General features: G+C 67.8%; 23 protein-coding genes, 2 tRNA genes and 2 pseudogenes. 17 read left to right on the top strand and 10 right to left on the bottom strand.

Annotation, left to right across the window (positions count from 1 at the left end):
- Window positions 1-3 precede the first annotated feature (3 nt).
- From ABGB21_RS07630 to ABGB21_RS07620, 3 genes are all read right to left on the bottom strand, one after another.
- Window positions 4-834, bottom strand: a complete 831-nt coding sequence (locus tag ABGB21_RS07630; RefSeq protein WP_347658252.1) for a carbohydrate ABC transporter permease — start codon at window positions 832-834, stop codon at window positions 4-6.
- Window positions 831-1,787 (bottom strand): sugar ABC transporter permease, encoded by a 957-nt coding sequence (locus tag ABGB21_RS07625; RefSeq protein ID WP_347677025.1) that lies wholly within the window; start codon window positions 1,785-1,787, stop codon window positions 831-833. The genes ABGB21_RS07630 and ABGB21_RS07625 overlap by 4 nt, the downstream gene beginning before the upstream one ends.
- Window positions 1,788-1,856: 69 nt before the next feature.
- The gene (locus tag ABGB21_RS07620) at window positions 1,857-3,104 is read right to left on the bottom strand and encodes a sugar ABC transporter substrate-binding protein (protein WP_347677023.1); all 1,248 of its coding nucleotides are present in this window, start codon (window positions 3,102-3,104) and stop codon (window positions 1,857-1,859) included.
- Window positions 3,105-3,312: 208 nt separating this feature from the next.
- Between ABGB21_RS07620 and ABGB21_RS07615 the strand changes: the two genes are divergently transcribed.
- Complete coding sequence (locus tag ABGB21_RS07615) at window positions 3,313-4,116, top strand: IclR family transcriptional regulator (protein WP_347677021.1); 804 nt, start codon at window positions 3,313-3,315, stop codon at window positions 4,114-4,116.
- Between the two features lie 206 nt (window positions 4,117-4,322).
- On the opposite strand, the gene ABGB21_RS07610 is transcribed toward ABGB21_RS07615, so the two are convergent.
- Window positions 4,323-5,693, bottom strand: a complete 1,371-nt coding sequence (locus ABGB21_RS07610; protein WP_347677019.1) for an endo-1,4-beta-xylanase — start codon at window positions 5,691-5,693, stop codon at window positions 4,323-4,325.
- A gap of 615 nt (window positions 5,694-6,308) precedes the next feature.
- On the opposite strand from ABGB21_RS07610, the pseudogene ABGB21_RS07605 reads away from it, so the two are divergent.
- Window positions 6,309-6,491: pseudogene (locus ABGB21_RS07605) on the top strand (haloacid dehalogenase); the annotation flags it as partial.
- A gap of 110 nt (window positions 6,492-6,601) precedes the next feature.
- Here ABGB21_RS07605 and ABGB21_RS07600 read toward each other — a convergent pair.
- Complete coding sequence (locus ABGB21_RS07600) at window positions 6,602-7,264, bottom strand: pentapeptide repeat-containing protein (protein ID WP_347677017.1); 663 nt, start codon at window positions 7,262-7,264, stop codon at window positions 6,602-6,604.
- A gap of 309 nt (window positions 7,265-7,573) precedes the next feature.
- Between ABGB21_RS07600 and ABGB21_RS07595 the strand changes: the two genes are divergently transcribed.
- The gene (locus tag ABGB21_RS07595) at window positions 7,574-8,155 is read left to right on the top strand and encodes an NUDIX hydrolase (protein WP_347658258.1); all 582 of its coding nucleotides are present in this window, start codon (window positions 7,574-7,576) and stop codon (window positions 8,153-8,155) included.
- Here ABGB21_RS07595 and ABGB21_RS07590 read toward each other — a convergent pair.
- A complete protein-coding gene (locus tag ABGB21_RS07590; RefSeq protein ID WP_347677015.1) occupies window positions 8,136-9,467 on the bottom strand; it encodes a helix-turn-helix transcriptional regulator in 1,332 nt (443 codons plus the stop codon). The genes ABGB21_RS07595 and ABGB21_RS07590 overlap by 20 nt on opposite strands.
- A gap of 262 nt (window positions 9,468-9,729) precedes the next feature.
- Between ABGB21_RS07590 and ABGB21_RS07585 the strand changes: the two genes are divergently transcribed.
- The 11 genes and pseudogenes from ABGB21_RS07585 to ABGB21_RS07535 all read left to right on the top strand — a co-directional run bounded on the left by ABGB21_RS07585 (window position 9,730) and on the right by ABGB21_RS07535 (window position 19,624).
- Window positions 9,730-10,320, top strand: coding sequence for a hypothetical protein (locus ABGB21_RS07585; RefSeq protein ID WP_347677013.1), 591 nt, complete (start codon window positions 9,730-9,732; stop codon window positions 10,318-10,320).
- Window positions 10,321-10,324: 4 nt separating this feature from the next.
- The gene (locus ABGB21_RS07580; RefSeq protein ID WP_347677011.1) at window positions 10,325-11,296 is read left to right on the top strand and encodes an NAD-dependent epimerase/dehydratase family protein; all 972 of its coding nucleotides are present in this window, start codon (window positions 10,325-10,327) and stop codon (window positions 11,294-11,296) included.
- An 18-nt stretch (window positions 11,297-11,314) separates the two neighbouring features.
- Window positions 11,315-12,283 (top strand): thymidylate synthase, encoded by a 969-nt coding sequence (locus ABGB21_RS07575; RefSeq protein ID WP_347677009.1) that lies wholly within the window; start codon window positions 11,315-11,317, stop codon window positions 12,281-12,283.
- Window positions 12,280-14,019, top strand: coding sequence for a carbamoyltransferase C-terminal domain-containing protein (locus ABGB21_RS07570; protein ID WP_347677007.1), 1,740 nt, complete (start codon window positions 12,280-12,282; stop codon window positions 14,017-14,019). Before ABGB21_RS07575 ends, ABGB21_RS07570 begins: the two co-directional genes overlap by 4 nt.
- Window positions 14,013-15,048, top strand: a pseudogene (locus ABGB21_RS07565) (hypothetical protein). The gene ABGB21_RS07570 and the pseudogene ABGB21_RS07565 overlap by 7 nt, the downstream one beginning before the upstream one ends.
- A gap of 51 nt (window positions 15,049-15,099) precedes the next feature.
- On the top strand, window positions 15,100-15,621 hold the full coding sequence (locus ABGB21_RS07560; protein ID WP_347677005.1) for a topology modulation protein: 522 nt from the start codon (window positions 15,100-15,102) through the stop codon (window positions 15,619-15,621).
- 24 nt (window positions 15,622-15,645) lie between these two features.
- On the top strand, window positions 15,646-16,464 hold the full coding sequence (locus ABGB21_RS07555) for a class I SAM-dependent methyltransferase (RefSeq protein ID WP_347677003.1): 819 nt from the start codon (window positions 15,646-15,648) through the stop codon (window positions 16,462-16,464).
- On the top strand, window positions 16,461-17,198 hold the full coding sequence (locus tag ABGB21_RS07550) for a phosphotransferase (protein WP_347655345.1): 738 nt from the start codon (window positions 16,461-16,463) through the stop codon (window positions 17,196-17,198). Before ABGB21_RS07555 ends, ABGB21_RS07550 begins: the two co-directional genes overlap by 4 nt.
- A gap of 22 nt (window positions 17,199-17,220) precedes the next feature.
- On the top strand, window positions 17,221-17,871 hold the full coding sequence (locus ABGB21_RS07545; protein WP_347655346.1) for a histidine phosphatase family protein: 651 nt from the start codon (window positions 17,221-17,223) through the stop codon (window positions 17,869-17,871).
- Window positions 17,868-18,650 carry an aminoglycoside phosphotransferase family protein gene (locus tag ABGB21_RS07540; RefSeq protein ID WP_347655347.1) on the top strand — a complete coding sequence of 261 codons (783 nt, stop codon included), beginning with the start codon at window positions 17,868-17,870 and terminating at the stop codon, window positions 18,648-18,650. Before ABGB21_RS07545 ends, ABGB21_RS07540 begins: the two co-directional genes overlap by 4 nt.
- Before the next feature lie 101 nt (window positions 18,651-18,751).
- Window positions 18,752-19,624 carry a hypothetical protein gene (locus ABGB21_RS07535; RefSeq protein ID WP_347655348.1) on the top strand — a complete coding sequence of 291 codons (873 nt, stop codon included), beginning with the start codon at window positions 18,752-18,754 and terminating at the stop codon, window positions 19,622-19,624.
- A 7-nt stretch (window positions 19,625-19,631) separates the two neighbouring features.
- Here ABGB21_RS07535 and ABGB21_RS07530 read toward each other — a convergent pair whose 3' ends face one another.
- Both ABGB21_RS07530 and ABGB21_RS07525 read right to left on the bottom strand, forming a co-directional pair.
- On the bottom strand, window positions 19,632-19,982 hold the full coding sequence (locus tag ABGB21_RS07530; RefSeq protein WP_347655349.1) for a DUF4326 domain-containing protein: 351 nt from the start codon (window positions 19,980-19,982) through the stop codon (window positions 19,632-19,634).
- Between the two features lie 124 nt (window positions 19,983-20,106).
- Window positions 20,107-20,182, bottom strand: a tRNA-Lys gene (locus tag ABGB21_RS07525).
- Between the two features lie 188 nt (window positions 20,183-20,370).
- Between ABGB21_RS07525 and ABGB21_RS07520 the strand changes: the two genes are divergently transcribed.
- Window positions 20,371-21,606 (top strand): Ig-like domain-containing protein, encoded by a 1,236-nt coding sequence (locus ABGB21_RS07520; protein ID WP_347677001.1) that lies wholly within the window; start codon window positions 20,371-20,373, stop codon window positions 21,604-21,606.
- Between the two features lie 281 nt (window positions 21,607-21,887).
- On the top strand, window positions 21,888-23,069 hold the full coding sequence (locus tag ABGB21_RS07515) for an Ig-like domain-containing protein (RefSeq protein WP_347655429.1): 1,182 nt from the start codon (window positions 21,888-21,890) through the stop codon (window positions 23,067-23,069).
- A gap of 180 nt (window positions 23,070-23,249) precedes the next feature.
- Here ABGB21_RS07515 and ABGB21_RS07510 read toward each other — a convergent pair.
- Together ABGB21_RS07510 and orn are read right to left on the bottom strand one after the other, a co-directional pair.
- Window positions 23,250-23,325, bottom strand: a tRNA-His gene (locus ABGB21_RS07510).
- 172 nt (window positions 23,326-23,497) lie between these two features.
- Entirely contained in the window at window positions 23,498-24,088 is a 591-nt protein-coding gene (gene orn / locus ABGB21_RS07505; RefSeq protein WP_347655351.1) for an oligoribonuclease, read from the bottom strand.
- 74 nt (window positions 24,089-24,162) lie between these two features.
- Between orn and ABGB21_RS07500 the strand changes: the two genes are divergently transcribed.
- Window positions 24,163-25,458 carry a glycosyltransferase family 87 protein gene (locus ABGB21_RS07500; RefSeq protein ID WP_347655352.1) on the top strand — a complete coding sequence of 432 codons (1,296 nt, stop codon included), beginning with the start codon at window positions 24,163-24,165 and terminating at the stop codon, window positions 25,456-25,458.
- The last annotated feature ends 121 nt before the right edge of the window (window positions 25,459-25,579 follow it).

The following is a 25,579-nucleotide window of genomic DNA, read 5'->3' as shown; positions in this document are numbered from 1 at the left end:
GGATCAACCCTTCACGGCCCCGGCGGTCATGCCGGAGACGACGTACTTCTGCACCAGCAGGTAGAAGGCGACGGCGGGCAGGGTGAACATGAAGGCGACAGCCATCACCGTCTGGATGGGTGTGCCCAGTTCGCCGATGAAGTTCGCGATGCCGACCGACGCCGGCTGCAGCTCCGGCGTGAAGATGAAGGTCACCGCGAACACGTACTCGTTCCAGGCGTGGAAGAAGGCGATGACCGCTGTCGCCGCGATCGACGGGGCGATCAGCGGCACGTTTATCCGGGTCAGGACGACAAGCGGTCGCCCTCCGTCGACCCGCGCCGCCTCCTCCAGTTCCCGCGGGATGCCGTCGAGCGCGCCCTTGAGGATCAGCGCGACGATCGGCAGGACGAAGGCCGAGTTCACCAGGACGAGCCCGGTCAGCGAGTCGAGCAGGTCGAAGCGGCGGAACAGCGAGAACAGCGGCACCACCATCAGCGCCTCGGGGAGCATCTGGGTGAACAGCAGCACCAGGGTCAGGGCGGCCTTGCCCGCGAACGAGAACCGGGACAGCGCGTAGGCGATCGGGATGCCGAGGCCGACCGAGAGGACCATCGTGCCGACCGCGATCACCAGGCTGTTGAGCAGCCACCCGGCCGCCTTGCCCTCGGCCAGCGCGTCGACGAAGACCCCGAACTGGCTGAAGTCGGGGATGAGCCGTGGCCGCTCGGCGAACAGGTCGCCGTTGCTCGACAGCGCCGTGACAAGCATCCAGTACAGCGGGAACACCGCGACACCCAGCACGGCGAGCACGGCGACGATCCGCGCCGTGACACCGAAGCGGAAGCCCCTCATCGGACGTCCTCCTTCTCCACGGCACGGGCGACGAGTCGGCTGCCGATGATGACGATGAGCGAGATGACAACGCCGACCATGCCGATCGCCGCCGCCGCGCCGAGTTTCTTCGAATCGAATGCCTGCGAGTAGAGGTCGATGACGAGCGTCCGGGTCGCGCCGACCGGACCGCCCTTCGTCATCAGCCAGATGAGCTCGAACCGGCGCAGCGACCAGATCGTCATGAGCACGGCCAGTAGTCCCACGGTCGGCTTGACGACCTGCCAGGTGACCGCGCGGAAGGTGGCCCACCGTCCGGCACCGTCCATGATCGCCGCCTCGTTGAGTTCCTGCGGTACGGCCTGCAGCGCCGAGAGCAGCACCACCGAGGTGAACGGGAACAGTTGCCAGATGGTCGTCGCGAGCACCGCCGGCAGCGCGTACCGCGGGCTGTCCAGGATCGCGCCGCCCGGCACGCCGAGCCCCACCGCGTCGAGGACCCGGTTGACGATGCCGTACTGCGCGTTGAGCATCCAGGTCGCGATGAGCGCGACCGCGATGCCGGGCGCGGCCCAGGGAATGGTCACCAGCGCCCGGGCCACCCCCCGGCCGCGAAAACCCTTGTTCAGCAGGAGCGCGACGCCGAGCCCGAAGCCGACCGAGCAGACGACGCAGGCGATCACGTAGCCGAGGGTGGTCAGCAGGGTACGGCGGAAGTCCGGGTCGCCGAAGATCGTCTCGTAGTTGTCGAGCCCGACCCACTGGCCACCGGTGGGGTTGAGCAGGGTCGTTCGGGTGAAGCTGAGGTACACCTCCTGGACCAGCGGCACCCCCTGGAAGACGAGGATGAACAGCGCGGCGGGCGCCAGGAACAGGTAGGGGGTCCACCTGCTACCCAGCGCGCCGCTGCGGCGACGCCGCGGTCCGGACCGGGGAACCGTTCCGGGTGTTCTGGTCTGCTCGACAACAGTCATCGAGTTCGGTCCTTCTCAGGTAGGGGGCTGCCGCGCACCAGGCCGTCGCGTCGCCTTGTCGAGGGCCGGTCAGCGGGCCAGTTCGCTCGCCTGTTGCTGGGCGCGGTCCAACGCGGTCTTGAGGTCCACCTTGCCCTGCAGCGCCGCGATCACGTTCTCCACGATCACCTTGCGGATGTCCGGCGTTTTGGCCTCGAAGCCCAGCACGATCTGCGGCAGGCTGGACTCGGTGAGTTGGTCGAAGACCGGGAGGAACGGGGTCTTCTGGAGCGACTCCGCGCTCCGTTCGGTGGTGGTCGCGACGCTGCTCGCGCCCAGGATCTCCTGCAGCTTGACCTGGTTCTGCGGCTCCAGCGTCCACTGGATGAAGGTGGCCGCCGCCTCCTTGTCCTCACTCGCCTCGTTGATGACGATCGGCGCGAGGATCGCGCCCTGCTTGCGGACCGGAAACGGGATGGGCGCGACGCTGAAGTTCAGCTTGGCGTTCTGGCCACGGGTCGCGGTCACGTACCCGCCGTTGTTGAGCTCCATCCCGACCTTGCCCTCGGCGAACATCCGGCGGAACGTCGCCGCGTCCGCGCCGCGCGGGATCACGTTCGCGTCGTACAGGTCCTTGTACGCCTGCAGTCCCTTGAGGTTCTCGGCCGAGTTGATGGTCAGGTTCTTGCCGTCCGACCAGGCGCCACCGAAGCCGTAGACGTAGTTGAAGATGTCCTGCCACACGCCGGCTTCCTCGGCCTCCGTCTGCCGGAAGGCCAGGCCGTACACGTCGCCCTTGGTCAGCGACTTCGCCGTGGCGAAGAACTGCTCGTACGTGGTCGGCGGCTGCGGGATCAGGTCCGCGTTGTAGAACATCGCGTAGTTCGACGCCTCGAAGATGATGCCGTGCCGGACTCCGTCGTGCACCATGAACTGGTCGGGCTGCTTGAGCAGGTTGTACTTGCCGACGTCGATGAGGTCGTCGAGCGGCGCGATCAGGCCGGCGTCGGCGGCGGCCTCGAACTCGGGCATGTCGAAGCGGACCAGGTCGGGTCCCTTGCCGCTGCCCATCTGGGTGAGCACCGTCTGCCCGAAGGTCGGGTACGGCACGGCCGCGGCGGAGACCTGCACCTTGTCCTGGCTCTTGTTGAACTCGTCGAGCCAGGCTGTCAGCAGCGGCCCACGGCCCGGGTCGCCGAAGGTCGAGGCGGCGAAGGTCAGCTTGGCGACGCCATCGTTCGAGCCGCCGTCGGAGCCGCACCCGGTCAGCAGGGCGGCCACCAGGCCCAGCGCACATGTCGCCCCGGCGATACCGAGGCGCGCAAATCTCTTACTCATCGTTACGCTCCTGTTACAAGCCAAGGTCGTCCTGGAAAATTGCAACGATCGTAGCGCCATGCGCAACGGCGTCAAGTGGAGATTGCAGTGAGCGTCAACTACATTGCATAATGTGCAACGTCGACTCGCGACACTCAGTCACCGACAGTCAGTCACCGACCGGGTCGCGAAACCGACGAACCCATCCATCGCACGAGGGAGACCGGCTGTGTCGCAGTCGATTCGCCGCGCGATCGACCTTCTGCGTCGATCGGCAGAGCACCCGCTGACGCTCACCGAGGCGGCGGACGTGCTCGGCGTCCACAAGTCCACCGCCCTGCGGACACTGCAGACCCTGGAGTCCGAGAGATTCGTCCGCCGGACCGGTGCGGGGACCTACGTGCTCGGCAGCGGACTGATCGAACTGTCGGAACTCGCGCTCGGCTCCATGGACCTGCGACAACTCGCCGCCACGCAGCTACGTACCCTGCAACGCGAGACCGGGCACACCGTACACCTGGCGCAACTGACCGGCGACGAGATCGTCTATATCGACAAGGTCGACAGCCGGGCCTTCGACGCCGTGAAGCTGCCGTCCCGGGTGGGACGCGCGGTATCGCTCTACGCGAGCGCCGTCGGCAAGATCATACTGACGTACCTGCCCCGCGAGGAACGCGATCGGCTCCTCTCCCACGTCGTCTTCGAGCAGTTCACCGACACAACCTTCGCCGACCGCGACCGCCTGGAAGCCGAACTCTCCCGCATCCGCGAGAACGGCTGGGCCACCGACAACGGCGAGCACGACGCCTACGTCATGTGCGTGGCGGCACCGATCAGGGACTACCGCGGCCAGGTCGTCGCCGCCGTCTCCCTCACCGCGATCGAGGTCATCGCAAGCCTCGACGAGCTGAAGACCAACCTTCCGCTGCTGCTGGAGACCGCGAACAAGATCTCCGCGGAACTCGGCTACACGCCCTCGCCCGCGGTGACGCCCACCGGGCGGACCACGGCGGCGGCAGGGTACCGACCGTGAGCGGATCGCCGCCCGGCGAGGACCCGTAGGCGGCCAGCGCGGCGGCCACCCGGTGACCGGCGGCGCCGCGCCGCCAGGGGACTCGAACCCCGAACCCGCGGATCAGGAGCCCGCGTCAGCAGTGCGCCACTGTCCACGGAAAGCGGTCGGGTGAGGCCGCGCGGGACCGGTCCGAGCCGGACCGGTCCCGCGTGTCCTTCCGCATCTCAGGCCCTTGTCCAGCGTTGGTTGGCGTTGCCGTGGCAGCTCCACACGATCACGGCGGTGCCGTTGGCGGTGTTGTTGCCGTTGACGTCCAGGCACAGTCCGGTCTGAGCGTTGCTGATCGTGCCGTTGCTGTTGACAGTCCACTGCTGGTTCGCGGCGCCGCTGCAGTCCCAGATCTGCGCCCGGGTGCCGGCGGCGGCGTTGTTCGGCACGTCCAGGCACTTGCCCATCACCTGCAACGCCCGCCCGTTCTGGGTGAACTGCTGGTTGGCCCCGCTGTGACAGTCCCAGATGAGCATCTGGGTACCGTTGGCCGAGCTGGCGCCGTTGACATCCAGGCACCGGCCGGACGCCTCGTTGCGCAGCCTGTTGCCGCTCGGGGGGTTCGGGTTCGTGCCGCCGTTGAGGGCGTCGAGGACCGCCGTGTACGCGGCCTTCTTGTTGCCGGCGCAGTCGAACAGCAGGGCATTGTCGCTGCCGCGCCAGGAGTCACAGTCCCGGACACCCCAGACCGTGATGCCGGTGCAGCGGGAGATCGCCAGGCAGGCCCGGGTGACGGTGGCATAGATGTTGGCCTGATTACCTCCCTGGGTGACGTCCAGCTCGGTGATCTGCACGTCGACCCCGAGGTCGGCGAAGCGTTGCAGGTTGGCCTGGTAGTCGCTGGGAATCGTGGTGCCCAGGTGTGACTGGAACCCGACGCAGTCGATCGGTACGCCCCGGGACTTGAAGTCGCGCACCATGTTGTAGATGCCTGTCGACTTCGCGTTGATCCCGTCGGTGTTGTAGTCGTTGTAGCAGAGCTTGGCGTTCGGGTCGGCGGCGTCGGCGGCCCGGAACGCGGCCTCGATCCAGTCGTTGCCGGTGCGCTGCAGGTTCGAGTCACGCCGGCCCCCGCTGCCCCCGTCGGCGAACGCCTCGTTCACCACGTCCCAGGAGTGGATCTGCCCCCGGAAGTGGGTGGCCACCTGGGTGACATGGTTGATGGCGGCGTTGCGCAGGTCACTGCCGGAGAGGTTCTGCGCCCAGCCGGGCTGCTGGGCGTGCCACAACAGGGTGTGCCCGCGTACGGTCATGCCCTGCGATCGGGCGTGGCTGACGATACGGTCGCCGGCGCCGTAGTTGAACACGCCCCGCTGCGGCTCGGTCGCGTCCCACTTCATCTCGTTCTCGGCGACCAGGCTGTTGAACTCGCGGTTCAGCACCGACATGTACGTGCTGTCGGAGAACTTGTACGTACCGACCGCTGCGCCGAAGTAGCGGCCCCTCTCCGCCGCCGAGGCGCCCAGGGTGGTGGCCGCGTGGGCGGCGCCGGCGGGCACCAGCACCATGCCGGCGGCCAGCAACCCGGTCGCCAGCGTCGACAACATCACCTTGGTCCGCCCTGGTCGCTGCGGAGATCCGCTCGAACGTACAAGGTCTTTCATCTGCGTCAGCCCTTCCGGAGACGAACCGGGTACGTGGTGTTAGCGCTAACATCCAGGTCCAGGCAAAAGCCAGGCAAGTGGCACCGGAGACAGGGGAGGCGCTACACGTCGATGAACTCGAGATTGCCACAAAGTTTCAGAACATTCAAGTAGATCGTTGCCATGCAGAGATATCCACTGCTCAACGGGGGTGGCAGCGCATCGGACCGCCCCCGCTGACCAGGCCGTGAGCCGTGCACGCCTCAGGCCGATTCGGGCCTGTCGTGGATTCCCTGCTGTCGAGCGGCGCCGATCAACTGCGCGCGGTCCACGTTGCTCGATGGCGTTTCAACGCGCAACGATGGCGAGCCAAGGACGCTGTACAACACCCCACACACGAGGTGGTCCGACAGTGGCGCCCCATGTCCGGACAAGGCAACTGCGCCAACCCTTCGCAATCCTCCGTCCGCCTGTCCTCGCGGTCATCGCCGATGAGCCGAGCCTGCCCGTCTGCGCCCGGCGACTCCGGGCACACGGACCCTCGTAGATCACTCTGCGTGTCCGGGGGCACAATCAAGGGGTGATCGCGAGCGTGTTCTCCTGCCGGCGCAGCAGGCCGGGATCGCGACCGCCCTGGTCCGTCGCGGCCCCTGGGGGCACATCCTCGACGATCACGCGGTCAGCGACCGCTGCCTGTTCCAGCTCGACTCACTGGCCGAGCTGCCTGACCTCGTGCGCAAGCACAACGAGTCGGCCGGCTAACTACCCGGAAGGAGCGGCCCGGCCGGCGCTGAGAGCGGCGAAGGGTTCGTCAAGCTGGACGCCGTGCCGGCTGTCACCGAGTACGGGCCGGACGGCTCGGACTCCGCGTTTCAGTCGGCCCGCACGTCAACGCGTAGCTCCGCGATGACCAACTGGGCGAGTTCGGGGAGTTGGTCTTGGCCGAGGGTGACCCCGTGCAGGTTGACGAGTGCCGTCTTCAGATCGTGGAGGCGGTTGCCCCGGAGGTCAGCGCCCTGGAGCTGGCAGGAATCGAGTTCAAGATCGGTCAACTGGCAGGACCTGATGACGATTTTGGGTAGTCGGCAGGAGGACCACCTGCCGTTGGTGAGAATGCAGTTGGTGAAGGCTGTGGCTCCAGCGGCGACGACGCGTTGGAAGGTGGCGTAGTCGAAGCGGCAGCCGTCGAAGAGGACGTCTTTCAGGCGTACGTCGGTGAGCCGGGTACCGGTGAACCGCGAGCCGGTGAACGCGCAGCGTTCGATGGTGATCCCGGACAGGGTTGAGCCGGAGAGGTCGGTGCGGGCGATTTCGCTGCCCCAGATGGCTCCGGCTTCCCAGGTACTCTCGCTGAGGTCCGCGCCGGCGATCCGGCTGCTACGGATGCTGACGTCTTCCAGTTGGGTGCCGCGCCAGGAGACGCCCTCGATGCTGGCCTCGGTGAGGTCGCTCGTCGGGTCGGTGACGTTGTCAAGATCTTCCGGGTCGAGGTCCGGGAGCAGGATCTTTACATCACCGATGGTGGTTGTCCGCATGAATCCTCAGTTTGGTTAAGGGCGCGGAGTGGCGGCGGAGACCTTCCCGCAGTGCCGCACGTTTCGAGTCTTCGGCCTCTCTTTTTGTCACTCGCCTCCGAGAACACATGAGACTAATTAGGGCTGATCATTAGCCTTGCATTCCAATGGAGAATATACGAGCCAGAACCTCTGTTCTCCCAAGTCTCGCTCGGCTCGCACACGCTCCGTCCCCGCGATCGGCATACGGATACGTCATTGCGATTCGCGGGCCGCACCGAGGCGGAGCTCGCTCGCGGCATGCCGGAGATCGACCGGTAATCTCAAGCCGTGGGCGAGCGAGGCGCAGCTGACAATCCGGAGTGGATCATTCATGAGGAGCGGGTGGTCGATGAGTCACGTCGGGCAAGACTGAGCATCGCTCGTGTGGAGTTGCCGGACGGGGTAACGTTCGAGCAGTACGTGTTACGCGTCCCGAAGGCTGCGATGGCGGTGGTACTCGACGATGCGGGCCAGCGGGTTTTGATGATGTGGCGGCATCGGTTCGTGATCGACCGGTGGGTGTGGGAGTTACCGGGCGGCTATGTGGACGAAGCCGAGGACCCCGCCGTCACCGCTCTTCGTGAGGCAGAAGAGGAGACCGGCTGGCGTCCTGCCAGGCTGGAGCCGCTGGTCTCGTTCCAGCCGATGGTGGGTACCGCCGACGCCGAAAACCTGCTGTTCATCGGCCAGGGCGCGGAGTACACCGGTGCGCCGACGGACATCAACGAGGCCAAGAAGGTGGAGTGGATCGAGCTGGCCACGGTGCCGGAGCGGATCGCGCGAGGTGAGATCGTTGGGGCTGCCTCGGTGGTGGGGCTGCTGGCGGCGATGAGCTGGCGGGACGGTCGGCTTACGCCGCCTGCGCGGTGACGAGCCTTGCCCGTTCGCTGAACTCCTTGACTCGGGCGTCAGTACGCCATGGGTTCAGCTCGCGTACCAGCCGGTCGATGTAGGTAACCGCGCGGGCGGAGGAGATCTGTTCGGCGAGGTCGAGTGCCTGGTTGCCGACAGTGCAGGCTTGGTCGACGTCGCGGGCGAGGACGTGTGAGCTGGCGAGGAGGAGCTGGTTGAACAGCCGGCCGCGTACGTAGCCGGTGTTCATGTCCAGCGAGCGGCGGGCGCACCGTTCGGCGCGTGATTGGTGGCCGAGGGCGCGGAAGCAGTGGCCGGAGATGGCGGCGAGGTACGCCTCGTCGAAGCAGCCCATCCAGTGCGGGTCGTTGGCCCGGTCGGCGTTCTCGAAGACCTTCTCGGCTTCATTCAGCGCGGCGGTGCTGGTCTTCTCGTCGCCGAGTTGGGCGTACGCGTGGGCCCTCATCACGGATGCCTCGGCCGCCAGGGCGGGGATGTTGGCGCGGGTGGCGGTGCGGTGTGCGGCTTCGGCGAGGGTGATCGCGGGCCGGTGCTCGCCGAGGAAGATCGCTTGGTGGCTCATCGCGGCGAGGATCTCCGCGCCGAGCGGGCGGTCCTGTGCAGCTGATGCCAGGGCGAGCGCCTGGGTGAAATACCTCTGTCCGAGCCCGTGCTCGCAGGTGTCGTACGCGAGCCAGCCGGCGAGTTGGGTCATCTCGGCGATGGCGCTGAGCGTGGGCTCGCCGAGCTGCGTCGGGCTGGTCGCGTTGCGCAGCAGCGGGGTGACCTCGGCGTCGAGGTAACGGACGACGGCTGGGCGGATCTGCCCTCCGCCGTAGCGGTTGTCGAGGGTTCGGAAGGTGCGCGTCATCGCCCGGATCGTCTCCGCACCCGCTGCGTCACCGCTGGGCACCGCAGACCGACTCGGCTGATCGGTGAGCGTGAGCCACTGCCGTACGGGTAGGGCAAGCGCGGCCGAGGCGTACACGGCGTCGTGTAGGAAGCGGCGTCGTCCGGCGTCGTGCCGCCAGAGGGATGTCACGATGTCCAAGCCTTCCGACCACTGCTGTGCGAACGTCAGACCCAGGTCATCGAGGGTGGGCGTCGGGTCGGCCGGGCGGGCTCGGGCCGCCGTGGCGATGAGCTGACCTCCGGCTTGGAGGCTGCTGTCGCAGGCGGCGACGAACTCCAGGCTCGGCGCTTTGACGTCCTTCTCGATCTCCCAGATGTAGACGTGGCTGTAGTTGACCTTCTTTGCGAGTTGACGCAGCGTCAGACGGCGTTGGGCACGCCATCTGCGTAGCGCTTCTCCGACAGTCTCGTCGGTCACGGTTGTCCCCTGCCAACTATGCCGTTAGCTAACAGTCAGCTAACGGATCACTACTGGTGGTCAACGTCTGTAGCGACAACGCTACATGCAATGGCCGATCAACGGCAGACAGTCCATAGCCGACACGATCGGGTCGTAAGACCGCAGATGTACCTCGCCGCCGTACCGCCTCGAAGGCTACGGCGGTGGGTGCGGGGCGGGCGCGCAGCCGGGTCAACTCGTCGGTGCCGGCATGCCCGCCCTTCAACAAGGGAGGGGAATCGTGGCGACCACGTACCTGAGCAGTGCGGGGTTGGATCAGATCGCGGCGGCGCAGGCCGGCTTCGACGCGCACGTGACGGTCAGCGCCTCGGGCCGGTGCCGCTCGTGCGGCGTGGAGGGACCGTGCGTCGAGCAGCTCCGGTCGGCCCGCACCCTCGCGAGCTATGGGCGGTTGCCCCAGCGGACGCCCGGCGCTACCCAACCGGAGCGCATCGGGCATCGAACACCGCCGTTCCGGGTGGTGCCGGTGGTCGCCGAACCGACCGTCAACGGCATGGGGTTCATGGTGAACGAATTGATCGGCATTGACCAGACGTCGCCCGAGCTGAGCAGGGTCGCCGCGGTGACGGTCGGCTTCGGTTCCGTGGGGTTGATTCCCCGCTCGTGTACCGCCATCGGGGCTGCGCGGGCGGGTGACCGGCGGGGCGCTGCCAGCCGCCGCCTCCGGTGGCGGACCTGCCTACCTCTCGGGCAGGTCCGCCATGCCGGGCAGGTACCCGTGCTCGGCGGGCCCGGCGCTTCGCGAGCCGATCCTCTCCCGCTCGCGCTGTCCGGTGGCGGGCCTGCGAGTACTCGACGTGGAAGGAGGTAAGACGATGATGTCCCGAGTCCTGGTGACCGGCGCCGCCGGGTTCATCGGATCGCATCTGGTGGACGCGCTGCTGGCCAGGGGTGTCACGGTCCTCGGTCTGGACCGTCGCCGCCTCGGCGAACATCCCCTGGCGGGCGAGAACCTGGCGACGGCCGTGGCGAACAGGTTGTTCACGCCGTACCACCTGGATCTGGCCACAGACCAGCTCGACGATGTGGTCAAGGGCTGCGACACGGTCTTCCACCTCGCCGCCCGGCCCGGTGTGCGTCAGTCGTGGGGCGGCGAGTTCGTCGACTACGCCCAGGCGAACGTCGTCGGGACCCACCGGCTGCTCGACGCCTGCGCTCGCCAGGGCGTACGGCGGCTGGTCGTGGCCTCGTCGTCGAGTGTCTACGGCCCGGCGGACCGGCCGAGTCGGGAGATCGACCCGACCTGCCCGGTCTCCCCGTACGGCGTCAGCGAGTTGGCTGCCGAGCACCTCTGCCTGGCCTACGCCCGTCGACCGGACAGCAGGCTAAGCGTCGCCGCGCTCCGCTACTTCACCGTGTACGGGCCTCGGCAGCGGCCCGACATGCTGATCGGCAGGATCCTGTTCGCGGCCTACACCGGGTTCCCGATAACGCTCTACGGCGACGGCAGCCAACGCCGCGAGTTCACCTACGTCAGCGACGTCGTCACCGCGACCCTGGGAGCGGCGCACCTCGACGTCCGAGCTGCGGTGATCAACGTCGGTGGCGGCGCCAGCGTCTCCATGCGTGGCGTGATCGACGAGGCGGCGAAGGTCACCGGCCGCCAGGTGCCGGTCAAGGCGGTGGACGCCCAGCCAGGCGACGTACCGGCGACCGCCGCTGACCTGACCCGCGCCGGACGTCTGCTCGGCTACTGGCCCACCGTCGGCCTGCACGAGGGGCTCGCCCGGCAGTCGGCCTGGCTGGTCAACCTCTCCCGCGACCGGCTCGCCGCATTCACCTCCTGATCCCCGCAAGGAGCCTTGATGATCGTGTTGACCGCGAACTCGGCGAGCGAACTGTTCATCGCCGCCTGCCAGGCCGTGCTACTCAACGGCCACGTCGCCCGTCCCCGTACCCTCACCACGACCGAGGTTGTCGGCGCGCACCTGTGCCTGACGAACCCCCGACGACGACTCGTCGACGTGCCGCCCGCCCGGGTGATCAATCCAGCGTTCGCGGTTGCCGAGGCGTTGTGGATCCTCTCCGGTTCCGACGACCCGTGGATCTTCGACTACAACGAGAACCTCCGCAGGTACGCCGACGACGGGGTACTCCGCGGCGCGTACGGGCCACGGCTGCGCCGGTGGGGCGGCCGGATCGACGAGTTCGACGCGGTGATCGACCAACTCGACGCGGTACGCCGACAGTTGCACGCGGACCGGGATTCGCGGCGGGCGGTGATCCAGCTCTACGACCCGTCCCGCGACCATCGCGGCTTCCGGGACGTGCCGTGCACCCTCGGCTACCGGTTCTTCATCCGGCAGGGCCGACTGGTGATGCACACCAGCATGCGCAGCCAGGATCTGTGGCTCGGCTTCCCGTACGACATCTTCACCACCACCCTGATTCAGGAGCTGATGGCCGGCTGGCTCGGTGTCGAGCTGGGCGAGTACCACCATCACGTCGATTCACTGCACCTGTACGCAGAGAACGCCGAAGCGGCCGCCGCCTCGCTGAACGGCACCCCCGGTAGCGCCGAACTCGACCCGGTCGAGGTGTCCTGGTCGGACTTCGACACCCTGCTCCAGCGGGTGCTCTCAGGCCTCGCGCAGCCGGCGGACGGGGCGACCTGGCACGCGTTCGGCCGGACGCTCGCCAGCTACCGTGCCTGGAAAGCCGGCGAACGCGACCAGGCACGTACCCTTGCCGCCGACATCCCTGGCCCGCTCGGTGACGCCCTTTCGAGCTGGTACGACCACCTCACCCCCGCCCTGACGAGTGATCCGCGATGACGGCCACCCCCTCACGCAGACGCGACGCCGAGGTCGTGCTGGGGTTGTGCGCCTACACACACGACTCCGCAGCGGCGCTCCTCGTCGACGGGCACCTGATCGGCTTCGCCGAGGAGGAACGCCTCGACGGGATCAAGCACAGCAAGGCGTACCCGGAAAACGCCGTCGCCTGGCTCCTCGGCGAGGCCGGATTGACCGCAAACGACGTGACGACGGTGGCCTACAACTTCGACGGACGCCGCTACCGGTCCGCGCTCGGCCAGCTACCCGCACACCTGCTCCGGTCCGTGACCCGTCCTCGGGCGATGCCCCGGGCCCGCAGCTTCCTGACCGTGCACCGCCGCTACCAGGCCCGGATGCGGGACCTGGCCCGCCGCTTCCCACGCGCCCTGCTCCGTCCGGTGCCGCACCACCGCGCCCACGCCCTGTACGCGTTCCTCGCCTCCGGTGTCGACGACGCGGCGGTCCTGGTCGTGGACAGCCTCGGTGAGCTGCAGACCACCACGATCTGGCATGCCGCGCACCGCGACGAGCAGCCCTTCCGTCTCGGCCTGCGCACCGCGATCGACGACCCCGCGTCGCTCGGCTACGTCTACGGCGCGGTCACCGAACACCTCGGCTGGCGGCGCGGCGACGAGGAGGGCACCGTCATGGCGCTGGCTGCCCTCGGTGACCCGACGCGCTTCCGGGCACTGATGAGTCGGGCAGTTCGGCTCACTCGGGACGGGTTCATCCTCGATCCGGCGCTGCTGCCGCTGCGGGTGCTGTCCAACCGGCACGCCCGGACGAGTCCGGCCTTCACGACCGCGACCTGCCCACCTCGGCTGCCAGGCGAGCCGGTCGAGCCAGTGCACGCCGACCTGGCCGCCGCGCTGCAGGAACGCACCGAGCAGGTGATGCTCCACCTGTCCGGACAAGCTACCCGACTGACCGGATCCGGCCTGCTCTGCCTCGGCGGAGGCGTGGCGATGAACTGCGTCGCCGCAGGCCTTGTCGCCCAGTCAGGCATCGTCGACGAGATCCACGTGCCGCCCGCGCCCGGTGACTCCGGCACCGCCATTGGCGCGGCCGCGGCCGTCTGGCTCGACGCCACCGGCCGGCCACCCACCGGCATCGAAGGGCGCTGCTACCTCGGCCCGGCGTACCCGAACCTGACGCTGCCACCGGAGCCGCGCCCCGGACTGACCGCCGAACGCCCGGCCGATCCCGTTCGGCACCTGGCCCGACGCCTCGCCGCCGGGGCGCTCGTCGGCCTCTTCACCGGTCCGCTGGAGGCCGGACCACGCGCGCTCGGCAACCGGTCCATCCTCGCCTCGCCCTTCGCGTCCGGCGTCGTGGACCGGCTGAACGCCACGGTGAAGTTCCGCGAGCCGTTCCGGCCTTTCGCCCCGGTCGTCCTCGCTGACAAGGCGGCCGACTACGTCCGGCTTCGACAGTCCTCGCCGTACATGTCCATCGCCGCTCCGGTCACCGACCTGACCCGAACCCAGCTGCCCGCGATCGTGCACGCCAACGGCACCGCCCGGGTCCAAACCGTCACTCGGACGCAGCACCCGTTCCTCGCCGAGGTCCTGACCGCCTTCGGCGAGATCACCGGGCATCCGGTTCTGATCAACACCTCGCTGAACGTCAAGGGCAAGCCGATCTGCGGGACCCCGGACATGGCCCTGGACTGCCTCACCGCGACCGGCCTGGACGCCCTGCTCATCGAGGGCTGGTGGGTGACGAAGTGCTGATTGGCTACAGCTTCTGGGGATTCCTCGGCCCGGGGATCGTCGACACCCCCGACGGGGGACGCAGCCACCGCCGAACCCTCATCGACGGGCTGCGCCAGACCGGTCACGACATAGTCTTTCTCCAAGCCAACCGCGACCTGGACGAAACGGGCCTCGACCTCACCGACCGCTACCGGTGGGACGCCGGCCTGCCCGACCTCGACGCCCTGTTCCTCGAATGGCGTTGGCCCATCCCGGGCCGAAACACCACCCCCTGCGGCCCGCCCGGACACACCTGCGACCTGCACCGCCAAGCGGAACTCGTCGCCCACTACACCGAACGGCTCAACACTCCAACGATCCTGTGGGACAAGGACCGCCGACTCGCCCCGAACGACCCCCTCCACCGCGCCGACAACGTCACCGTCTGCGAGCCGGCCCTACACCCAAGCTCCGGCGCCGTACCGCTGCTCTTTCCCGTCCCCGATGCCGCGGTCGACACTGCCGATCCCACCGCGCTCGCCGCCTGCCAGCGACCGACACCACTCGTCTACGTCGGCAACCAGTACGACCGCGACGATGCCTTCGACACCTTCTTCGCGCCAGCCGCCGCGCAGGTACCTCATCTGATCGCCGGCAAGTGGCCCGACACCAGCCGGGTGGGCCGGCCTCAACTTCGTCGGCCGGATTCCGTTCCTACGGGTTGCCGAGATCCATTCGGGTGCGCTCGCCACCGTACTGCTGCTGCCCGACCGCTACGCCCGCGCCGGCCAGGTCACCCAACGGATCTTCGAGGCGGTCCTCGCCGGCTGCGCTCCGCTCCTGCCCACCACCGTGCGAGGCGCCGCCGGACTGGTACCGGCGAGCCTGCGCGTCGGCGATGCCACCGGCGTACTGGACCGGGTTGGCTGGCTCACCGAGATCGCCGGTACCGGCGAACACGCCACGCTGATCGGCGAGTGCCTGCGCCGCCTCGACCCGTTCCGGCTCTCCACCCAACTCGACGTCCTCGACCGTCTGCTGCGCCACGCGAAAGCGACACGGCAATGACCCACCGTGTCCGCCCGACCGCGTCAGGTGTCGCACCTACCCTGGAGAACCATGGACAGGATCGCCATCATCGGCTGCGGCGGCAGCGGCAAGTCCACCGTCGCCCGGCAGCTGGCCCGGATCCTCGACGTACCCCTGACCCACCTCGACGCGATCTACTACGACGAGCAGTGGAACCCGCTGCCCCAGGACGAGTTCGCCGCCAAGCAGGAGAAACTCGTCGCCGGCGAGAGGTGGATCATCGAGGGCAACTACGCCGGCACCCTGCCTATCCGGCTGGCGGCAGCCGACACCGTGATCTTCCTCGACCTGCCCGCGTTGACCTGCCTCTGGGGCATCGCCCAACGACGCTGGCGGTACCGGGGCGGCCAACACCAGGCCGACGGCGTCTACGACCGGATCACCTGGAACTTCGTCCGCTACATCCTTGGCTACCGGCGCACCATGCGGCCCCGGGTCGAGACCCTCATCCGGGAACACGGGCCGCACATCCGGTTGATCTCACTGCGCAGCCGGCGACAAGCCAACCAACTGGTCGACCGGCTACGACAACATGCCCAACCGATGACGTAACCAGACCGGGACGGGAGGCGGCCGGTGTCGTCGGCTAACCCGTTCCTCGACCCGGCGATGATCCACGGCGACCTGTACCGCACCGACAATCGGCTCATAGGACGCACCCGCGCGCTACACCAGGCCAAGATCGCCGGACGAGACGCCGCCCAAGTCATCGTCGACCTGCTCGCCCAGCGGATCTCACCCGGTGCGGTCGTGCTCGACATCGGCTGCGGACGGGGCACCACCACGCTCCGCATCGCCGCCGGTCTCCGCCCTCGACGGCTTATCGCGGTTGACGCCTCGGCCGCACTTCTGAACACCGTCCGTACCCGACTGGCCGAGGTCAACGAGGTCGGCTCGACGGTCTGCGCCGACTTCCACCACCTGCCGTTGCCCGATGCGATGGCCGACGCGGCGGTAGCCGCCTTCTGTCTCTATCACTCGGCCACACCGGCCGCCGTAGTCGCGGAGATCGCCCGCTGCCTCCGTCCCGGAGGTGTCGCCGTGCTGGTGACGAAGTCGCTGGACAGCTACGCCGAACTCGACCTGCTCGTCCAAGCAGCAAACCTCGATCCCGGCACTGCCAGGCGGCCGAGCCTCTACGAGAGCTTCCACAGCGACAACCTGCTCGATCTCGCCGCCACCCATCTCACCGTGCTCGACGTCCGACACGAGCGGCACGTCTTCGAGTTTGCCGACGCCACGCACCTCGCCCGATACCTCGCCACGACCCCGAAATACCGGATCCACCCGGCGGGCGGGCCAGCCGGCCTGGCCGCGATCCTCCGAGAACGGCTACCGGTGCCGCCGTACCTGACCCAATCCACCGTCAGCTACGCCCTGGCAGTACGGCCATGACCAGCAACCTCTTCCTCAAGTGGTACGACGACCCACAACGTTGTTTGGCAGCGGCGGCCCACCACGCCTGGCTCACTTCGCTGGAGTCCGGGGTCCGCCTCCCGCACCTGGTCACACGGACGGATCGTCACCTGGCCTTCGAGCGGCTGCCGGGCCGGACACCCGAGGTGGCCGACCTGCCTCGCGTGGCGTCCGTACTCGGTCGACTGAACGACGCCGCGTACCGCAGAGAACTGCACTCCGCGCGCCTCGACCAACCACACACCACGTCGACCGGGCTGACGCTCCCCGACTTCACCGCGCCGCGTCGCGAGGCGCTACATCGGGCCGCCCGCGTCACCGGAATCGACCTGGCCGCGCTCGACGCCATTCTCGAACGGCCTGGCCGGCCCACGGCCTTTTACAAGGACCCAAACGTCCGCAACTACCTCCTTAAGGGAGAGATTGTCGCCATCGTCGACTTCGATGACCTCACCCTCGCCCCTATCGGCTACGACCTGGCCGGCCTGCTCGTCACCGCCTCGATGACGTACGGCCGCCTCAGCCAGCGAACCCTCATGGGCTGCGCCGATGCCTACCGGGCCGCGATCGCGCCGAACTCCTGCGACCTTGACGAACTCCGGCAGTACGCCGAACTGCACCACCTCTTGACGCTCCGGTACCTCGGCACCAACGGATACCGGCACCCGTGGCCCACCGTCCGGCCCTGGCCCGACCCGTTCACACCGACCTGACCACCCCGAAGGAGCCCTGTCGATGGCCCCAACCACCGAACTCGTCATCGCCCGCCACGGCGAAGCCGCCTGCAACGTCACCGGAATCGTCGGCGGCGAACACGGCTGCACCGGACTGACCGACCGGGGACGCCATCAGGTCAGCCGGCTCGCTGCTCGGCTGGCCGCTGAACACGACGATCGCCCCTACGCCGTTTTCTACTCCACGCCCCGACGACGGGTGGTCGAGACCGCCGAGATCATCACTGAGGCACTCCGCCTGCCAACCACGGTCGAGCCGGACCTTCGCGGTCCCGACCACGGCGACGCCGACGGCCGTCCGTGGGCAGACATCAAGACTGCCTTCCAGGGCCCGCCACAACACAGTCCGGACACGCCGTACGCCGACGGCTCCGAAACCTGGAACCAGTACCTCGATCGGGCAACCAGAGTCCTACAGAAGATCCTCGCCCGGCACGACGGCGAGAGGATCCTCATCGCCGCCCACGGCGAGACCATCGAGGCGGCCAACAACCTCCTCCTCGCACTCCCCCAGAACGCCTGCCTACGGCTCGGCTTCGTCACCGATCACGCCTCGATCACCCGATGGCAACACCCAACCAACCGGTTCGGCCGCACCATCTGGCAACTCGTCACCCACAACGACACCCGACACCTCGAACCCCGACGATGAGCATCGATCTTCTCGAACTCTGCCGGCGCCTCCTCGACACCGACGGGGTGCCCGTCACGTGGCACCCAGGCCACGCCGGCACTCAGGTGCTCCGTGCCTCGACCGCAGAGCACGGTGAGGTGATCGTCAAACAACACCGCAGCCAAGAACGGCACACGCAGGAACTACATGCCTACCGGACCTGGATCTCAGCCTTCGGGGACCGGGCGCCCCGCCTACTCGCGGCAACCGACGACCCGCCCGCGATCGTCATCACCGCCGTGCCGGGTATCCCACTCGACCAGCGGAAGCTCGATCCCGAGGCTGAGCGGAACAGCTACCGCCAAGCGGGGCAGCTACTGCGGACGCTCCACGCCGCCGGACCGCCAAGACTGGAACCGGACTGGACGGCCTGGCTCGCCGAACGCGCCGAGTACTGGATCCACCAAGCCGGAGACCGCATTACATCCAACGACCGCGCCGAAGTACGCGCCCACATGCGAGCCCTTCAAGACCTCGCTCCGCTACCGGCCGTGCCGTGTCACCTCGACTTCATGCCCCGAAACATGATCTACGGCGACGACGGGACCGTTCGCCTGATCGACTTCGAGCACAGCCGCTACGACCTGCCTGCCCGCGACCTCGTACGCCTCGCCACCCGCATCTGGCCTCTCCGCCCGGACCTACGCGGCAGCTTCCTCGACGAATACGGCCAGCTCAGCGTAGTCGACCGCGAGCTCCTGGAACACTGCGCGCACCTTGATGCCCTGACGGCCTTGGTCACCACAACCCTCAGATGAACTCAGGCAACGGCCAGATCGCCTCCGATGGCTAGCGCGTCATCGATTTAGATGCGAAGCTATCTATGTAACGAGGAGTGCACAGGAAGCCACATTCAGCGATGTTGGTGGTTCCGTTGGGACAACTTCCGTTGTGGGGACCGGGCGCGGACGAGAATCCGCCGTCGAAGCCAGTACTGACACGACCAGCGACCCTCCGACTCCTGATCACCGTGAAGGCGGCTCCCAACCCGTCCGCCCGCTACGGAGAGACAGTCTGCGTCGGCGCGCTCGGCTTGGACACGCCCTGGACAGGCTGGATTCGGCTCTACCCGATCCACTTTCGAGATCTGGCCGACAACAGCAAGTTCCGCAAGTACGACATCGTCAACCTCGATGCGCTGCCGGCCAGGCAGGACCAGCGCCGTGAGAGCTGGAAGCCGATCGTGGACACCATCACCACCGAGCAGCACCTGACCAACCAGCAATCACGTCGAAATCTTCTCGATCCACTCGTCGAAGACTCTATGTGCCGGCTCAACGAGCAGACCCGCGACGACCCGAGCGCACAATCGATCGCACTGATTCGCGTCGCCGACATCTCGGCCTTACAGGTCAAGCGACATCCCGGCTGGTCGGTGGAGGATCGTAAGAAGATAGTTGGCTACCTCAACCAGCTCGACCTACTGGAGCCGTCCAAGCGCAGCCCTCTTCAGGCACCACGGTTCACCGGCGCCTACCGCTACCGATGCGCAGACCGCCGTTGCCGCGGTCACCAGCAGACACTCTGGGACTGGGAGTTCGTCGCCCTACAACGTCGCCTGAGCCAGCTCACCGACGCCGAGGCTACGGATCAGCTGAGACACAAGTTCCTCACCCAGCTCTGCGCCGCCGACCGCGACGTCGCCTTCTATGTCGGTAACCAAGCGGCAAGACCGCAATCCTTCAGCATCGGCGGCGTCTACGCACCCAAACGACCCGCCGCTCGATACTGACTACACGTCAACCGATGATCTCGGTCAGCACATCAGCGTGGCAGGCATCCTCAACGCGGCACCAACACGCCAACTGCTTTCCGGCGAGTTCCCGCCGCGCCCGCTCAACAAGCGCCGGCTGCCCCACAAGCCACTGCCTATACAGGCGCAACGCCTCAGCCCGATCATGCCTGCGAAGACTGAACGGATTGGCCCAGGGAGAACGCCGCAACCCGAACCCTTGCCGCCCGACATAGACGGCGCCGGACGGCACCACCGGGTGGTAGAGGTCCCCCTGCACTCGAACCCGTGACTGCGCCCCCACGCGGCCAGGGTAACTGCCCACGACGGGCCCGGAAGGGGTGGCTCGCGAGTACATCGCGTCCCGGCCACGCCGCCCCGGTCCAACGGCTCCCGAGCACCCACCGAGCGACCAGCCACCACTGGCCTACGCGAAAAAGGCCCTGACCGGCAGAGAACTACCAGGTCAAGGCCTTGATCGTTGGTGCGCCGCCAGGGACTCGAACCCCGAACCCGCGGATTAAGAGTCCGCTGCTCTGCCAGTTGAGCTAGCGGCGCTCGCCGGCAACGGGGAAAACCTTAACACGCACCCGACGGCGGTCTCCAATCAGATACCCCGGTCCCCCCGTTCGGTCGGATCAGCCCGACATACCGGCCTGAACGTCGCGAAACTTCCAGGCTCCGGGCACAACAGGATGGCAGTCATACGGCACGATGTCTCCGGGATCGAGTGGACTGAGGTGGGGATGGGCAGGAAGGCACGGGCCTGGGCGATCGTCGTCGCCCTGGCGGTTGTCGCGCCGCTCGGGACGGCGGCGTGCGGTGGCGGTGGCAGCAGCGAGAAGCCGCAGTTCGTGGGCGGCACGGCGGGTGAGCCCGGTTCGTCGCCGGCTCCGCCGGCCGAGGCGCTGGAGTTGAAGGTCACCCCGGCGGACGGCGCCAAGAAGCAGCCGGTCAGCACGGAGATCGGCACCAGCATCAAGGGCGGGAAGATCACCGCTGTGACCCTCACCGCCGACGGGGGCGGCGCGGTGAAGGGCGCACTCCGGGAGGACGGTTCGTCCTGGGTGCCGGCGAGCCCGCTGAAGTACTCGAAGACGTACACCGCCGAGGTCACCGCGACGGACCCGGCCGGCCAGACCGCGACCCGGAAGACCACCTTCACCACCATGGCGAAGCCGAGGTCGGTGATCGGCTCGGGCCTCTACCTCTTCGACGACAAGACGTACGGCGTGGCGATGCCGGTGGTGGTCGAGTTCTCGCCGGGGATCGCCAAGAAGGACCGGGCCACGGTGCAGCGGCGACTGTTCGTCGAGTCCGACCCGCCGCAGCCGGGCGCCTGGCACTGGGTGGAGAACGGCACCCAGGCCTACTACCGGGCCCCGGAGTACTGGAAGCCGGGCACCACGCTCAAGGTACGGATCGGCCTGGAGGGCATTCCGCTCAGCAACGGCCGCTACGGCAACGTCGACCGGAAGGCGACTGCCAAGATCGGCAGCCGGTTCGAGATGAAGGTCGACAACGCGACCAAGAAGATGACCGTCTACGACGACGGTAAAGCGGTCCGGACCATCCCGGTGAGCCTCGGCAAGAAGAGCACCCCGTCATCGAGCGGCACCATGGTGATCATGGAGAAGAAGGAGCAGACCGTCTTCGACACCCGGGACGACCCGAACCCGGCGAACCGGTACGTCACCGACATCGACTTCGCCCAGCGGCTCACCTGGGGTGGCGAGTACATCCACGCGGCCCCGTGGTCCGTCGGTGACCAGGGACGACGCAACGTGTCGCACGGCTGCATCAACATGTCCACCCCGAACGCCCGGTGGCTCTTCGAGCGGACCAAGACCGGCGACCCGGTGACGATCACCGGCACCGAGGTGAAGCTGACCAACGGCAACGGCTGGACCGCCTGGAACCTTCCCTGGAAGGAATTCGTCAAGGGCAGCGCGCTGCCGGTACCGGACGATCTCGGAGCGTGACGGAAAGGCCGGCGACAACCTTCTCCCGCCACGTCGACAATTCGCGCTTTCCACCGCATTAGCCACGACCCGTGGTGTTCTTTGGCACGACGGGAAACGAAAGCTTGTCGACTGGCGTCATTAGGGGAGGATGGCCCGGGGTATTCAGACCTGGGATGCTCGTGGGACAGCACTGTGAGGGGATCATGCGAGTGCGTCGTACTCAGTTGACACGTCGTACGTCCGGGCGGCGGCCGACGGCGTCGGGCCGGCTCTCGCCGGTTCGGGCGGTCGCCTCGGTCCTGCTCGCCGGCGCTCTCGCGGTCACCGCCACCGCCTGCACCAGTGGCGGCGGCAAGGACGGCGGCGGCCCGGCCTGGCAGAGTGGCAACGAGGCCGAGCAGAAGCCGAAGGCGTCGGCCGCGATCACCGCTCCGGCGGCGGACGCCAAGGACGTGCCCGCCTCGGCGGAGATCACTTTCACCAGCAAGGACGCCACCGACACCAAGGTCGAGGTCAAGGACGCCGCCGGAACGGCCGTCAAGGGCAAGCTCACCGGCGACGGCACGTGGCTGCCGGAGAAGCAGCTCGACTACGCCACGACGTACACCGCGACGGTGACGGCGACCGGCGACGACGGCAAGCCGGCGACGGCGACCAGCACCTTCACCACGATGGCCAAGCCCGGCAAGCAGGTCCGGGTGACCAGCTTCCTCGGCGACGGCCAGACGGTCGGGGTCGGCATGCCGCTGATCGTCAAGTTCAGCCGGGCGATCCCGCAGGACTACCGGGACGACGTGCAGCGCCGGATGACGGTGCAGGCGACGCCGGCCCAGGAGGGGATCTGGCACTGGGTCAGCCCGACCGAGGTGCGGTACCGGCCGAAGACGTACTGGAAGGCCAACAGCAAGATTTTCTACAGGATCCAGGCCGGCGGCCTGCCGATGGGTGACGGCTACTACGGCCGGGCCGATCTGACCGTCGACATCAAGACCGGCACCTCGCTGCTGATGACGGTGGACAACAAGACCAAGAAGATGACGGTCACCCGGGACGGCAAGACCATCAAGACCATCCCGATCAGCCTCGGCAAGAAGAGCACCCCGTCCTCCAGCGGCACGATGGTGATCATCGAGAAGAAGAAGGAAACCGTCTTCGACACGATGGACGACCCGAACCCGGAGAACCGCTACATCACGGACATCGAGTACGCCCAGCGGCTCACCTGGGGCGGCGAGTTCATCCACGCCGCACCCTGGTCCGTCGCCGACCAGGGCCGACGCAACGTGTCGCACGGCTGCGTCAACATGTCCACCGCGAACGCCAAGTGGCTGTTCGACCAGACCAGGATCGGCGACCCGATCGTGGTCAAGGGCACCGAGACGAAGCTGCAGAACGGCAACGGCTGGACCGACTGGAACATGAGCTGGGACGAGTACGTCAAGGGCAGCGCCATCCCGTACGAGCCGGCCTCGAACGAATAGGCAGCCGGCGGCAGGCGCCGAGCCGACCACGGAATCTGACCGAGGGGTCGGACCGGGGGAAACAACCCCCGGCCGGCCCCTCGTTCTCGTCGACGTCGACCGCGGCAACGACCGCGGAAACGGAACAAGGCCCCTCCGAGCGGAGAGGCCTTGACCTGTGCCGATCCGAAGATCGGGCGATGGGGTGACTGATGGGATTTGAACCCACGACACCCGGGACCACAACCCGGTGCTCTGCCAACTGAGCTACAGCCACCATGCTTGGTACACAATCACACCCTCCGGATCATCAGACCCGGCTGGGGTGCCGACCAATGATAGCCACACCCCCACCCCCGCCGTCGACCGGGTTGCCCGGCCGGCGGCCGGCCGCCCCGACCGACGGCGGTCCGCCGGGCGCCGCGTCGGGACGTCGGGCGCCGGTCGGCCTACAGCTCGGCGGCGATCGCCTTGGCGGCCTCGACGTCGGGCCCGGGCAGGGGTACGAAGATGGTCCGCCGGTAGTACTCCAGTTCCCGGATGCTCTCCCGGACGTCGGCCAGGGCCCGGTGGGCCAGCCCCTTCGCCGGCTGCCCGAAGTACACCCGGGGGTACCAGCGGCGGCACAACTCCTTGATCGAGGAGACGTCGATCATGCGGTAGTGCAGGTGCGCGTCGAGCCGCGGCATGTCCCGGGCCAGGAAGCCCCGGTCGGTGGCGATCGAGTTCCCGCACAGCGGCGCGGTACGGGGATCCTTGACGTACGTGGTCACGTACTCCAGCACCAGGTCCTCGGCCTCGCGGAGACTGACCGTCGACCGGCGTACCTCCTCGGTCAACCCGGACTTCTGGTGCATCGCCCGGACGATCTCCGGCATAGCCTCCAACGCCGGCTCGTCGGCGTGGATGACCACGTCGACACCGTCGCCGAGCACGTTGAGGTTACGGTCGGTGACCAGAGCGGCGACCTCGATCAGCGCATCCTTGCCGAGGTCAAGCCCGGTCATCTCACAGTCGACCCAGACGAGAAGATCAGCCACGCCGCTCAGACTACGCGCCACCGGGGGACCCGCGCCTCAGCGCTGCGGACAGAACGGCCCGCTAGGGTTTTCCCGTGCCTGCCGAGCCTCCCACCCCACCCGCCGTCGTCGAGGACGACCCCGGCGGCCGGACCGTACGCCAGATCGTCGGCGTGGCACTGATCGTCGCCCTGCTTCCGTTCCTCTACCTGCTGGACACCCCGCACAACTTCTTCGACCTCAAGATCTACATGAGCGCGACGCGGTGGTGGGCCGAGGGCAACCCGCTGTACGACTACGTGCAGGCCGACAGGGTGCAGGGTGAGTTGTACTTCACCTACCCGCCGTTCGCGGCCCTGCTGCTCCGGCCGTTCGCCGGGCTGCGGCTCGTCGCCACGATCACGATCTTCACCGTGCTCAGTCTGGTCGCGCTGGTGGTGACCACCTGGTGGCTGGTGGCGCCCCTGGTCGAACGGCACCGACTGCCCCGCTGGTTCGCCCTGGGTTTCGGGGTGTCGCTGGTGCTCGCCATGGAGAGCACCCGCGAGACCCTCGCCTTCGGGCAGATCAACATGCTGCTCGTGATCCTGATCCTGGCCGACCTGCTGTTCGCCGTACCCCGGGGGTCACGCTGGGCCGGCGTCGGGATCGGGCTGGCGACGGCGCTCAAGTTGTATCCGGGGATTTTCATCATCTACCTGCTCGCGGCCCGGCGGTGGCGGGCGGCGATCGGCGCCAGCGTGGCCGCGACCGTGGCGACCCTGCTGGCGGCGGCCGTCGCCCCCGGCGACTCGTGGCGGTTCTGGACGCACGAGCTGTGGCTGACCGATCGGGTCGGACGGACCGACTACACCGGCAACCAGTCGCTGTTCGGACTGCTTCACCGGTTCACCACGCCGGGAGAGCCCAACCAACTGCTCTGGCTGCTCCTGGTCCTGATGATCGCCGGGTACGGACTGTGGCGGGCGGCCCGGGCCGCCCGGGCCGGCGACCACCTGGCCGGGCTGGCGCTGACCGGGTTGGTCGGGGTGCTGGTGAGCCCGATCACCTGGACCCACCACGCGTACTGGTTCATCCCGGCCCTGGTGGTGCTGGTCGACGTCGTCCTGCGCCGACCCGGTGACCCGGCGGTCCGTGGCGTCGGACGACGACGCCGGATCGCCCTGCTGGTCCTCGCGGTGCTGCTCGCCGCCGCGATGGTGTACGGCGTGGTCTCCTTCTACGACTGGGGTGACGACTTCGTCCGTACCGATGCGCCGCACGAGTTCCTGCTCCGGAACACGTACGTGCTGTTCGCGTTGGTGCTGCTGGTCGTGCTGCCGATCCGGGGCGGCTCGGCGGACACGCGGGCAACGGATCACCCCGCAAAACATGAACCAAGTATCAGGTAGCGTCAGAACTTGCGCCAAATGGACAGATGTATCTAGTCTGGCTCCAGGCAGCTAATCTGGGGACACATCAGAAAACGTCCCTTCGGTACACCGATCCCCCGGTGAGAGTGGCCCCCCGTGT

The sequence above is a fragment of the Plantactinospora sp. B24E8 genome, from assembly GCF_039871735.1.
GTDB lineage: Bacteria > Actinomycetota > Actinomycetes > Mycobacteriales > Micromonosporaceae > Plantactinospora.
This window is presented reverse-complemented; position numbering and strand designations above follow the sequence as displayed.

Excerpts from the sequence above, each read along its gene's own strand:
- ABGB21_RS07530 (WP_347655349.1), bottom strand. The coding sequence starts at position 19,982 with ATGTACTCGCGAGCCACCCCTTCCGGGCCCGTCGTGGGCAGTTACCCT.
- ABGB21_RS07575 (WP_347677009.1), top strand. The coding sequence starts at position 11,315 with ATGATCGTGTTGACCGCGAACTCGGCGAGCGAACTGTTCATCGCCGCC.
- ABGB21_RS07560 (WP_347677005.1), top strand. The coding sequence starts at position 15,100 with ATGGACAGGATCGCCATCATCGGCTGCGGCGGCAGCGGCAAGTCCACC.
- ABGB21_RS07600 (WP_347677017.1), bottom strand. The coding sequence starts at position 7,264 with ATGCGGACAACCACCATCGGTGATGTAAAGATCCTGCTCCCGGACCTC.
- ABGB21_RS07630 (WP_347658252.1), bottom strand. The coding sequence starts at position 834 with ATGAGGGGCTTCCGCTTCGGTGTCACGGCGCGGATCGTCGCCGTGCTC.
- ABGB21_RS07540 (WP_347655347.1), top strand. The coding sequence starts at position 17,868 with ATGAGCATCGATCTTCTCGAACTCTGCCGGCGCCTCCTCGACACCGAC.
- ABGB21_RS07570 (WP_347677007.1), top strand. The coding sequence starts at position 12,280 with ATGACGGCCACCCCCTCACGCAGACGCGACGCCGAGGTCGTGCTGGGG.
- ABGB21_RS07520 (WP_347677001.1), top strand. The coding sequence starts at position 20,371 with ATGGGCAGGAAGGCACGGGCCTGGGCGATCGTCGTCGCCCTGGCGGTT.
- ABGB21_RS07550 (WP_347655345.1), top strand. The coding sequence starts at position 16,461 with ATGACCAGCAACCTCTTCCTCAAGTGGTACGACGACCCACAACGTTGT.
- ABGB21_RS07610 (WP_347677019.1), bottom strand. The coding sequence starts at position 5,693 with ATGTTGTCGACGCTGGCGACCGGGTTGCTGGCCGCCGGCATGGTGCTG.
- ABGB21_RS07535 (WP_347655348.1), top strand. The coding sequence starts at position 18,752 with ATGTTGGTGGTTCCGTTGGGACAACTTCCGTTGTGGGGACCGGGCGCG.
- ABGB21_RS07545 (WP_347655346.1), top strand. The coding sequence starts at position 17,221 with ATGGCCCCAACCACCGAACTCGTCATCGCCCGCCACGGCGAAGCCGCC.
- ABGB21_RS07580 (WP_347677011.1), top strand. The coding sequence starts at position 10,325 with ATGATGTCCCGAGTCCTGGTGACCGGCGCCGCCGGGTTCATCGGATCG.
- ABGB21_RS07620 (WP_347677023.1), bottom strand. The coding sequence starts at position 3,104 with ATGAGTAAGAGATTTGCGCGCCTCGGTATCGCCGGGGCGACATGTGCG.
- ABGB21_RS07625 (WP_347677025.1), bottom strand. The coding sequence starts at position 1,787 with ATGACTGTTGTCGAGCAGACCAGAACACCCGGAACGGTTCCCCGGTCC.